7 protein-coding genes and 1 pseudogene are annotated in these 12,270 nt (G+C 42.3%); 6 read left to right on the forward strand and 2 right to left on the reverse strand.

Going from position 1 to position 12,270, the window contains the following annotated elements; translation table 11 throughout:
* Positions 1 to 87: 87 nt before the first annotated feature.
* From QWZ01_RS12530 to QWZ01_RS12555, 6 genes are all read left to right on the forward strand, one after another.
* Positions 88 to 1,248 carry a FecR family protein gene (locus tag QWZ01_RS12530; protein WP_290323677.1) on the forward strand — a complete coding sequence of 387 codons (1,161 nt, stop codon included), beginning with the start codon at positions 88 to 90 and terminating at the stop codon, positions 1,246 to 1,248.
* 266 nt (positions 1,249 to 1,514) lie between these two features.
* A complete protein-coding gene (locus QWZ01_RS12535) occupies positions 1,515 to 4,850 on the forward strand; it encodes a TonB-dependent receptor (protein WP_290323678.1) in 3,336 nt (1,111 codons plus the stop codon).
* Positions 4,851 to 4,871: 21 nt separating this feature from the next.
* Positions 4,872 to 6,392 carry a RagB/SusD family nutrient uptake outer membrane protein gene (locus QWZ01_RS12540; protein ID WP_290323679.1) on the forward strand — a complete coding sequence of 507 codons (1,521 nt, stop codon included), beginning with the start codon at positions 4,872 to 4,874 and terminating at the stop codon, positions 6,390 to 6,392.
* 81 nt (positions 6,393 to 6,473) lie between these two features.
* Positions 6,474 to 8,747, forward strand: a complete 2,274-nt coding sequence (locus QWZ01_RS12545; RefSeq protein WP_290323680.1) for a hypothetical protein — start codon at positions 6,474 to 6,476, stop codon at positions 8,745 to 8,747.
* A 12-nt stretch (positions 8,748 to 8,759) separates the two neighbouring features.
* A complete protein-coding gene (locus tag QWZ01_RS12550) occupies positions 8,760 to 10,178 on the forward strand; it encodes a DUF3863 domain-containing protein (RefSeq protein ID WP_290323681.1) in 1,419 nt (472 codons plus the stop codon).
* Between the two features lie 92 nt (positions 10,179 to 10,270).
* Complete coding sequence (locus QWZ01_RS12555) at positions 10,271 to 10,594, forward strand: hypothetical protein (RefSeq protein ID WP_290323682.1); 324 nt, start codon at positions 10,271 to 10,273, stop codon at positions 10,592 to 10,594.
* Positions 10,595 to 10,909: 315 nt separating this feature from the next.
* On the opposite strand, the gene QWZ01_RS12560 is transcribed toward QWZ01_RS12555, so the two are convergent.
* Both QWZ01_RS12560 and QWZ01_RS26010 read right to left on the reverse strand, forming a co-directional pair.
* Entirely contained in the window at positions 10,910 to 12,154 is a 1,245-nt protein-coding gene (locus tag QWZ01_RS12560) for a glycosyltransferase WbsX family protein (RefSeq protein WP_290323683.1), read from the reverse strand.
* Positions 12,147 to 12,215 (reverse strand): annotated as a pseudogene (locus tag QWZ01_RS26010) (hypothetical protein); the annotation flags it as partial. The gene QWZ01_RS12560 and the pseudogene QWZ01_RS26010, both read right to left, overlap by 8 nt.
* Positions 12,216 to 12,270: the final 55 nt, after the last annotated feature.

The raw sequence follows: 12,270 nt of genomic DNA on the forward strand, positions 1-12,270 counted from the left end.
AGTTTTTTATTTCCTTACCTCATTTTTTTTATTTTCTCACTAAGGGGTTTTGCCTTTACGGAGGACATACTATAAAATGCCCTAAAAATGCAGCCAAACTTTACTGAGGAGAGAATAAAAGAATTAGCCGCAAAATGGTTAAACAAAAACATTACACCTGCCGAGCAAAAAGAGTTTGCTGAGTGGTATAATAGAGACCAGGATGCGGTGGTTGAAATTCCGTCTGAATTTGCAGCGAGTGAAGAGGTTTTAAAGAATCGGATTCTATCCAAGGTTAATCATGATATCAGGAACGATCGGAAAAGATCAAAGCCTAAAGCGTGGTTATCGGCTGCGGCAAGTATAATACTTGTAGCAGGTATTGGAGGATATTACTTTCAACACCAAAGGTTTCATAAGGAGAACGTTGCCAAACAAACTGCTTTACCCATTAACGATGTTTTACCAGGTTGTTCTAAAGCAACTTTAACGTTGTCGGGCGGTGTGAAGATTAACCTGAACAGCAATAAACTGGGGCTGGTAGCCAACCAGGGAAAAACGCAACTAAAAAAGAACAGTGAAGGGCAGGTAATCTATGAGCCACAAGCAAACAACCAGTCTTCAGCACTAATTTATAATACAATTACAGTCCCTAAGGGTGGTCGGTATCAGGTTATATTGTCTGATAGCACCAAGGTATGGTTAAACTCAGCATCATCGATTACCTTTCCCGTAGCCTTTTCAAAGGTAGAGCGAAGAGTAAGCATAACCGGTGAGGTGTATTTGGAAGTTGCCAAAAACAAGCATTTACCGTTCAGGGTTGTGGCAGGCAAACAAACTGTCGAGGTATTAGGCACACACTTCAATATTAATGCCTACCCTGATGAACCATCTATAAAAACCACACTGGCAGAAGGAAAGGTAAAAGTGATAACAAATAACCAAACGGCTATACTCGCACCACAACAGCAAGCAGAATTATCGAACGATGAAGCCGGAAAAATAATGATTCATCCTGTAGATGTGGATAACGTACTTGCATGGAAAAGCGGCGTTTTTCAGTTTGATAAGGCTGAAATATCATTCATCATGCGCGAAATATCAAGATGGTACGATGTACAGATAAAGTTTGAAGGTGATGTACCAAATAGAAAATTTACGGGAAGCATTTCGCGCAATGTGAATCTTTCTGAGTTTTTAAATATGCTAAGTTATACCGGTTTGGGTTTTAAAACCTATGACCACGTAGTTATCGTCAGTGATAAATGATACTAAATTAAAAAACTGCGGGAATTAACCAACCCTGCAATATAAAACAACCAATTAATCCAATTTATTAACCTAATTTTTATTAAATGAGAAAATCAATACTCAGATCCCCCTGAAGCTATGGGTCAAATTATATGCTTAAAAGCATAAGGTAGCCGATTAAAATACCGGTATGCGTTGGCGCGCATACCGGAGAATAAAATCTGGGTCACCTATATCCCAATCCACAATTGAAAAGTAAGTCTTAACCCAAACTCATCAAAATTATGAAATTTAATTTTATGGTGCTACCCGTAAAACGGCATCACCTGTTTAGATATTTTTTAGCTATGAAGCTAACTACGGTACTAATCTTTGCAGTTCTTTTAGACGTAAGTGCAAAGGGATTCAGCCAAACGGTTACCATTCACGAAAACAACGTTTCCGTTGAGAAAGTGCTGAAGATTATAAAAAAGCAAAGCGGATACAACTATCTTTTTGAAGAAACAGCGACCGCAAAAACATCAAAGATCAATATTGATATTACCAATGCCTCCGTTGAAGATGCTTTGGATAAATGCTTTATTGGACAGCCGCTGACTTACAAAATCATCCAAAAAACGGCCGTGATCAAAGCTCGTACAGAAACCCCTGTTGCTACTGCAGATAATATCACAATTAAAGGTAAAGTCACCGATAAAGCTACCGGAGAACCTCTGATTGGTGCTTCTGTACGCATCAAAGGTCGAACCAACGGTGTATCAACAAATGTCAGCGGCGATTACGTTCTTACCACACCTGATGACGCCGTGCTTGTAGTATCCTACATTGGATATGTAACCATTGAAGTACCTGTAAACAAAAACCCGAAACTCAACATTTCCCTCGAAGTGAGTGGTGACAAACTAAATGAAGTTGTGGTAATTGGTTATGGTTCGCAAAAAAAGAAGGATATTACCTCAGCCATATCGGTTGTCGAGCTTTCTGATGTTAAGGAACGTCCTCTCCTATCGGTAGCAGAATCCATTGCCGGTAAAGTTCCAGGCACCCAGGTATTACAACCATCAGGAAAACCCGGAGCAGATCTGACAGTTTTCGTGCGTGGTGTTGCATCACTATCCGGCAATACACAGCCCTTATACGTTATAGATGGTGTTGTTGCGTATGACACCCGCAGTATTGATCCGAACTCTATCGAATCTATCAGCATCTTGAAAGATGCAGCTGCGGCAGGTATTTATGGCGCCGCCGGTTCAACAAACGGGGTTGTTTTAATTACCACCAAAAAGGGCTCTAAAGGCAAAACACGGGTTGATTTAAACCTTTATTCCGGCGATCAGCGGATCACCAAAAAACTGTCGGTATTAAACAGTCAGCAACTGGCTGATCTGTTAACCGAAGAGGAAGTAAATTCCGGAAATACAGTTTTTACCATCCCAGCCTCTACCATTGCGGCCAGCGATAATAACTGGCAGGATTTGATCTACCGTAAGGCGGCATCAACCGGCGTAAATGCAAATTTCTCGGGAGGCGGGGATAAAGGAACCTACAGTTTTGGCGTAGGCTATGTTGATCAGGACGGTATCATACTCACCTCAAACTATAAAAGATATTCCTCTAATCTGACTGTAGAGCAGGAAATGAATAAATGGCTATCGGCAGGTGCTCATATAAACTATAACCGAACCAATTATGCCGACGTGTATGACAACCAGCGTGCAAACTATGGTGGTGTTGTGCTTAGTGCACTTACTACTCCACCCTTCAGCTCTATCTACAATCCAAATGGCGATGGCACTTACGGTTTCAACACGTTTTCGCAAGGAGTATTAAATCCTCTTGGTGGTATCTACGGTCAAAACAACCAGACTGTTGGCAATAATATTTTAGGCGAAGGTCATATACAGATAAAGTTACCTTTATACCTCACCTATCGTTCACAATTTGGTGTTACACTTGAAAATGCCTACAATACCGTTTTTCAGGATCCTCGCCTTACCAGTGGCGCTAAAACTTTGGGTGGCATAAGTTCCTATAATACCTCGGAAAACTTCAGGTATATTTGGGATAACACGCTGACGTTCGACCACAAATTTGGAAGTCACTCGGTTAATGCTACCATTGGTACAAGTGCTTCCAAACAACACGGTCAGTCATCGGCTCAGTCGGGTTATGGTTTTCCGAGTCCGGGTATACACGAGCTTTCAGCTGCCTCCAATTATACCATTAACCAAACTTTTCAGGATGAGTGGACGCTTCAATCATACTTCGCAAGGGTAAACTATGCATATAATGACAAATACCTGTTAACGGCAACTGTTCGCCGGGATGGTTCATCAAAGCTCGGCATCAAAAATCAATGGGGTAATTTCCCTGCGTTTTCGGCAGGATGGCGTGTATCCAGCGAAGATTTTATGAAAGGCCTTACAGCCATCAATGATTTAAAATTGAGAGCCGGCTGGGGCGCTACTGGTAACCTCCCTGCTGATCTTTATCCATCATACAGCTTGTTGAGTACTGGCAACAATTATGCATACGATGGCACAACCATTGTGTCAGGTACTGCTCCAAGCTCGCAGGCTGGCAATCCGAATTTGCGTTGGGAAGAAACCAAGCAATTCAATGCAGGTGTGGATATTTCGTTTTTCAACAGTCTTATCAATATCACGGCCGATTACTACATTAAGCGTACCCGCGGACTGATTTTACCGGTACAACAGCCTCTGTCTTCAGGTGTATCAACGGTAGAAGAAAACCTGCCAGGTTATATACAGAACAAAGGTTTTGAGTTTGTGATCAGCGCCAATGTAATCAGAAAAAAAGACATCAGCTGGACAAGTTCCTACAATATGTCTTTCAACAGGAATGTGGCCCAGTTTCCTCAAGGTACTGCACCGATTTATACCGGCTATATACAGGACATAGGCGGTAACGCCGGAATAGTACAAAGCGGCCTTCCTCTGGGCTCTTTTTATGGATATATTGATGACGGAGTGAATCCGCAAACCGGTAATATCAACTTCCGCGACCTGAACCACGATAATAAGATTTCGCCTGATCAGGACAGAACCTATCTCGGCAGTGCATTACCAAAGTTCTCCTTTGGCTTTAATAACCAGTTCAGTATCTACGATTTTGATCTGAACTTCCTGGTGGATGGGGTTTATGGCAACAAAATATACAACGCAACCCGTATGGAGACAGAGGCCATGACTGAATTAGTTAATCAAACTACCAACGTTTTACGCAGGTGGCGCAAACCAGGAGATATAACCGACGTACCAAAAGCGCAATACGGAAATGCAGCTCCTGCCAACTCGGTACCAAACTACAGTATTTCTTCACGCTGGGTTGAAAATGGTTCTTATTTGAAAGTACGGCAGATCACACTTGCCTATAACTTCAGAGGTAAATGGCTTGAACACGCCGGCATAACCAAGCTGCGTCCATATGTAACACTTCAAAATATGTTCACCATAACTGGTTATAAGGGTTACTCGCCCGAACTGAATGCTACCAGCAATTATGGAGCAGGTGCCAACGTGGCTACGCAGATGGGATTTGACCATGGTACTTACCCTCAGGCTAAGGGCTTTACATTCGGTATTAATGCTACTCTTTAATCGAATTTCAATTATTGAATTATGAAAATGAAAAAAAAATATTTAATCGCCCTTTTTGCCCTGGCAATCGCGGGTACGCTATATAGCTGCAAGAAAAGTTTCTTAAATCAGATTCCAAAAAACTCGCTTATTGCCAATTTCAGTACGGGAGCCGATGCAGAAGCTGCGCTTAACGGTGCCTATTCACTGATGGCCAACGCCAACAATCATTATTATGATTGGAACTACATCATCGATGGAGATGTTCGTTCTGATAATTGTTATTCAGGTGGCTCTGCACCCGACATCAATGGAGTAGACCAGTTTACATCTATACCTACCGATGGTCAACCGGTTACTCAGGATTACAGTGAACTTTACAGTGAGATCAATGCAGCAAATATTCTGATTGATAACGTTATTAACATCCAGGATGCCACTTTATCAGACACCCGAAAGGCACAGATTATAGGCGAAGCCAAATTCTTACGCGGTTACCATTACTATAACCTTGTAAAAAACTACGGACCTGTAGTTTTGCAGTTACACACCATCACAGTTGATCCGGATGTAAACAAAACACGCAGCCCTGTAGCAGATGTATACGCACAGATAGAGAAAGACCTGGTTGAGGCTGAAGCTGCCTTGCCAACTGCCTACAGCACACAGGCAGAAAGCCATAGCCGCGCCACCAAAGGCGCTGCAGAAGCTGTTCTGGCCAAAATGTATGCGCAGCAAGGTAAATACCAGCAATGCCTTGATTATTGTAATAAAGTGTTGCCTGGCACCTATGGCGGCACAAACTCAACAGGCTATGCATTACTGGCTAACTTTGACTGGTGTTTTGATGGTCTGCACAGATCTAATTCAGAATCAATTTTTGAACTGCAGCACACGCAAGGCACCATTACACATGGTTATGCACAAGGCTTGATACTGTCGCCTCAATTAACTGATCAATACTTTACAAAATTTGTTGTACCCAGCCATGACATTGTAAAAGCATTTAAGGCAGCCGGTGATAGTATCCGCTTTAAATCATCCATTTACTGGGAATACAATGGGCCAAAATCCGCGAATCCTGTACCTACCCCTTATCCATACGGACCGGATGATACGATCCCTTACGTTTGGAAAGCCGGTCGTACCTGGCCAGGCAGCTGGAGTGGCGGCAGCAGCGACCCTATTACGCTCATCCGTTTGGCCGACATCGTATTATTGAAGGCCGAAGCACTTAATGCCCTCGGAAGCACTTCACAAGCTTTACCATTGGTTAACGCTATAAGGACTAGGGTTAGCCTTGCGCCAATTTCAGTTAGCTCACAGGCAGATATGGCTTTAGCTATATTGAATGAAAGAAGACTGGAGCTGGCATTTGAAGGTGAGCGCTGGTTCGATTTACTGCGTTATGGTGCCCAGTACACCATTAGCCTGATGAACGCCCAGGTGGATGGCAGCGGTAAAAATTTAAACTACAATGTTGATCCACATCGCCTGATCTATCCTATACCTCAAGTTGACTTGGGTAATAATCCTAAATTAACCCAAAACCCGGGATATTAATAATTCATACAGCCTTAAGTTGCAAGTGTAGTTTCTCTTTGCAACTTAAGGCTTTACCCAAAACAACTTAAAATGGCAAAAATGAAATTTAAAGCTATACTTGCCACGTGCCTGTTCAGTGCTCTTTACTTTAGCAGTTACTGTCAGAATAGTGCGAAAAAAAACGCCGTAACTAAAGAAAAAACCACATTTCAAACATCCGACCAATGGAAACCGACTACAGACAGCCGATCAGATGTAGCCATGATTTACGGCGCAGATGACCGCCCCGGTTTAACTTTTACCCAGCGCGTGCAATCCTGGCGCGACCACGGATATAAAGCTGCTTTCATGACAGGCATTGCATGGGGGCATTATGAGGATTATTTTTTAGGAAAATGGGATGGTAAAAAGCATTTCGACGAAGGCCAGGTTCAGCAAAACGGCGATACGATATGGCATGGTAAAAACGTGCCCTACATTGTTCCTACTTTGCGTTATCTGACATACTTTAAGGAACAGATCATCAAAAAAGTAATTGATAATGGTATAGACGCCATTTACCTGGAGGAACCCGAATACTGGGCAAAATCCGGATATAGCGAAGCGTTTAAAAAAGAATGGAAGGATTATTACGGGTTTGATTGGAGGGCACAGCATGAATCTGCAGAGAATACCTATCTATCCAACAAACTAAAGTACTACCTCTATTACAGGGCATTAAAAGAGGCATTTACTTATGCCAAGGAGTACGGTAAGAGCAAAGGCATAGATGTTCGGTGCTATGTTGCCACACATTCCCTGCTCAATTATTCCATTTGGCAAATCGTAAGTCCTGAGGCCAGCCTGGCATCATTGCCATGTGTGGATGGATACATAGTTCAATCGTGGACCGGCACGGCTCGCGAGCCAAACTATTTTAACGGCATTGCCAAAGAACGTACGTTTGAAACAGCTTACCTCGAATATGGTTGTATGACATCCATGACTACCCCTACTAATCGTAAGCTGTTTTTTGAAAACGATCCTGTTGAAGATGTTCGCCGCGATTGGGCAGACTATAAGAAAAATTATCAAACAACATTTGCTGCCGAACTCTTTTTCCCTGAAATAGATAATTATGAGGTAATGCCATGGCCCGACCGCATTTTTGAAGGCCAATATTATGTGAGCAAAACCAGTAATGAAAAGGCTCCTATGCCAAAATCCTACTCAACAGAATTGCTTGTAATGATCAATTCACTGAATGAGATTAAAAAATCATCTACTAAAGTTTCGGGCAGCCACGGCATTAGTGTAATGATGGGCAATTCACTGATGTTCCAGCGCATGCCAACCCATGATGACAGCAAGGCTTATGAAAATCCATATTTCTCCAATTTTTACGAAACATCGGGTATGTTCAACAGGTTCTCCAGTAATACCAAATTATCTGACCCTGAACTATCGAGCTTTTACGGCCAGGCGCTTCCGTTTCTCAAAAGAGGTGTTCCGGTAAGCATTGTACACCTGGAAAACGTTGGGTTTGAGAAAGCATTTGACGATACCAAAGTGTTGTTGATGTCTTATTCAAACATGAAGCCACCCTCAGAAAAAACACACGAATATCTGGCAAATTGGATACGTAAAGGCGGAATATTAGTTTATGCCGGGAATGACGATGACCCGTTTCAAACTGTAAGTGAATGGTGGAACAAGGACGGTAAAAACTACAAATGTCCATCTGACGATCTATTTGAAAAACTCGGCATCGGTCAACAACCCAAAGAAGGTATTTACCCGGTTGGCAAAGGAAAAGTTTGTATCATCCGTACTGATCCAAAATATTTCGCCTTAGAGAATAATCGCGATACTGTATTACGCAGCCGGGTTGAAACCTTGTACCAGGAAGCAACCGGCCAGAAAATGGAATACAAAAATAGCCTGTACATTCAGCGCGGACCTTATGAGGTTATTTCAGTACTTGATGAAGGCATAAGCGCCGAGCCGTATTCCATAAAGGGAAAACTGATTGACCTGTTTGACCCAACGTTACCGGTGATAGCTGAAAAACAGATTCATCCGGGCGAACAGGGTTACTTTTTCAATGTTGATCGCGTGGCTGATGCTAAAGTTCCGCAGGTAGTGGCTTCAGCATCCCGAATTTACAACGAGAAGGTCAGCAAACGAAGCTATACCTTTATAGCGAAAAGCCCGATTAATACAGTTAATGCGATGAGGGTATTACTGCCGGCTCAACCAAAAAAGGTTAGGGCTACCGATCCTTCAGGCAAGGAGGTTACAAATTTAAAAAGTTCGTGGGATGCGTTCAGTAAAACCAATTTCCTTAGTTTTGACAACCAGCCAGACGGCATGAAGGTAACACTGGAGTGGTAAAAATTAGAATAAATGGACAGACGTGATTTTATAAAAACCTCAGCAATCTCAGGAGCCAGTTTATTGGCTGCTCCCCGTGTTATTAATCCCTTCAATGCTTTTCTGCCGAAGAGTCAGGCGTTGACTGGGTTAAACGGGAATAGGTTTGTAACGCTTTGCATCATGATCCGCACAACACCCTGGGAGGTTTCAAGGGATGTAAAACTGCATCCACGGGATGAATCGACATGGCACACGCTGGATGGCGTAAGGGCTATGCGGGAGGCTTTTGCAAAGCATAATCCGGATGGCAGACTAACCTGGGGCTTTACCCTTAACGCGTTAGAGGACAAAAGAAAAAATTACCAGGAAATACGCGACTACGTAGTGCAATGCCAGCAAAAGTATGGTGATGAAGTTTCCTATTTCCCCGGATACTTTCCTGCTATGTATCTTCCTCGAGAGCGCGTGAACCGGGAAATGACAGAGGCTATCGAAATTATCACCCATTTTGTGGGCAATAATTACCGCCCTAAAGCCATCATGGGCGGTTTCCTGTCGGCCGATACTTTACAATATTTGGCTGAAAAGGAAAAAATCCACACTGCGCATGCGGTAATCTGGAGCCAGTTCGCCATTGACGGAGGCGGGGCTGATGGCTCTCCTTCCTATCCCTTCTATCCATCCAAACAACACTTTTGTAAACCCGCGCAAAATGCCTCCGATTTTATTGATTGCGTAAATCTGGATGGCTGGACAATGGATTTCATCTGTGCCCGCAAAGCCGGGGCAATGGATCATAACCTTACCGGCTACAACAGCCGCAGAGGCGTTGGCCCTATAGAAACCTATGTGGGCTGGGGGCTCGACCTCGGTCATAAGGAAGTTATGCATACACAATCGCTTCATTTTGACCGGGGGATAGAATTAAATGGCTTTGGATGGGTAACAAACATATGGGAAGCCCAGATGGTGCATGAGTTTGGCAAAGATCTGATTTGCAACGCCCTGGAAATGTGGGTAGAAGACACTAAAAAACGCTGGCCAGATACACATTTTATTACATTTGGCGAATATGGTGAGTTATGGCGAGCCCAGTACAAAAATAACGAACACTGGAATTACCGGTTTGAAGAACGCGGCTCAGGATTCGGAGACTCCTACAACAACATCGAGCTTAAATGGTTCATGAATAAGGAATTCCGCTTGGCAATACTGCGCGACTGGCATATGGGAACGCCGTACCAGGTAATTGATTTTACCCGATATGATCTGCCTGCGAAAGAACCCCGAGATCCGGATCCGTTGCACCCTGTAAAAAACTGGAGTTTAATTAATGAAATCAACCAGAAGAGCATTCGCCCGCAGGATAAGCCAAAACCAATAAAAGAGTTAAGCAAACACGATCAGGATCTCATTGCAAGCCATTATCCCGACTTAATGAAACTTTAGTACCTTCTGCTTATTATTATCACTAAAGAATGCTTTAATTAACTAAAATGCTGCAGATTTACTTTCTGCAGCATTTAATTTACCAGATAAAAATGCTAAAGGCCAAAGTGGGCTGCACTTATCTGGGCAATTTGTTTATTAAAGATGTGCGACAACCGACTACCGAACGATGGGCCGCCCGATCGGCGTATCTTAAAAATTGGCTTCATCGCTATATATGGTTAGTTATCGGGTTTCCCATTTTGGTTGTTTTGGGGATATTAAAAGATATTTTTTTTCCAAAAACGGTTGTTAACGCTAAAGATCAAAAACGGTCGCATCGTTTCAAGAAATTTTTAGACATCTTGCTATATGTAATACTTGGCGCACTTGGGCTGGTCATGCTAATCCTATTGTTTGCTTACTTTTTTCTATAGACTTATCACCTAAAAATGAAAGATAAAAGTGTATCTGCTGTTACCCATAATGCCAGGTCCGGCAAGCAAAACGAATGTTACTAAAAGAACGGGACGCTGACACATTAAAACTGAGTTACGATGGTTATATTACCCATCGTGCTTTTAATCACTGGCAACAGAAACTTGAAGCATCTTTTAATTAACTCTGCGACCCACAGGATCACCGCTTTCTACCAATGATACAGATGATAAACAAATACAGATCTATAAAACAAAATTAGTTACTTCTTCTCTCTTAAAAATTAAATGCAGGCACCCATGATGATTAAAATTTCATTTTAAAAACACCTGCTTTACCGCTTCCAGGTAGGCATAACCGTTTTTCTTATCCGGTTCAAGGTAACTGCCTTCGGCCCATTCATTCCAGGCATTTATAGTAATTAACCGTGGTTGATTGGGATGCGCATCTATATAATCTTTCGCTTTTTGGAGATACATCTGAAAATACTCCGGTTTATTGTTTACAATTAAATCCTGCCGCTGTACCGGGAAACGCGGGTTACTATCCCAACCTATAGATACGTGAGGGCAATATGGAATTTTAAAAGTGGTATCCCACTCGGCCCATTTTTCAAGGGCCTTTTGTCCCCAGGGAATATAATCGCCACTTGGCGATACAAAATGGCACCATTGGTAATTGGTCATGCTGCTAAATCCAAAGTATTCCAGCGTGGAATTTTGTGTTTGTACTTTATCACCAGGGACATCTTTCAATGCTGAAGGAATATTACCCCAAAGTATTGCCTGTAAGTGCAACCCGGGAAAACCTGCTTCAACTGTTTTCTCACGGAAATAATCGATAGCCTCTTTTGCTTTTTGCGCACCACCTATACCTTTGATAAATGTTGAAAGCTCGTAGATGCTAAATACCGGTTGGCCGTTTATTTTGTAATAGTTTGGCTTTTTGAAATAATCGCTGATAATATGGGCTACCATTTTTTTAAAGGTTTCACTATCTACGCCACCGTAAAAATACACCTTACTTTTATCAGGATTTGAAGGATCCAAATAGGAGTTGTGATCGTGATTGGCCCACATCAGACAAAACTTCATATCATTTGTATTTTTAGCTTTCAGGAAACCTTTATTTAAGGCATCTTCCAAAAATGGCCTTTTATCATACCAATACCAATCAAATATCATTACATTAACACCATATTTTGTAGCAGTAGCTATTTTTTTACCCATCACCGCCGGGTCGGTTTCATCTTCATAACCCCACAAAGGTACTTTGGGCACCTCGTGTCCTGCAAACTTGGGTTTGGCCTTATAAATAGCTTCCCACTCTCCTTTTCCATCCGGAAAAACGCCGATATCTTTAAACCGGGCATCGGGGTGATAGGCGGGCCAGTAAAAAGCAGCCACATCATAATGTTTCGTATAGTTTTGTCCATTTGCATTTAAAGCCGCAAAGCAGATTTGCACTATGGTGAAGCACCCTAATATCCCTGACTTTTCTTTTTTGAAAAACGCTTTGGTCAAAACTTTCAAAAGCCTGTTTACAGAAATACTCTTCATATGCTATGTATAATCTAATTAGCTTCTCTAAGCTAAAGAAGTTTTCGCTTAATCCGGTTATAACATTTTATTTTGGCTTTTAAAGTTTCTCAAGTAATATCAGTTTATTGGACAGC

This window comes from Mucilaginibacter aquaedulcis (assembly GCF_030409325.1).
In the GTDB taxonomy this organism is placed as follows: Bacteria; Bacteroidota; Bacteroidia; order Sphingobacteriales; family Sphingobacteriaceae; genus Mucilaginibacter; species Mucilaginibacter aquaedulcis.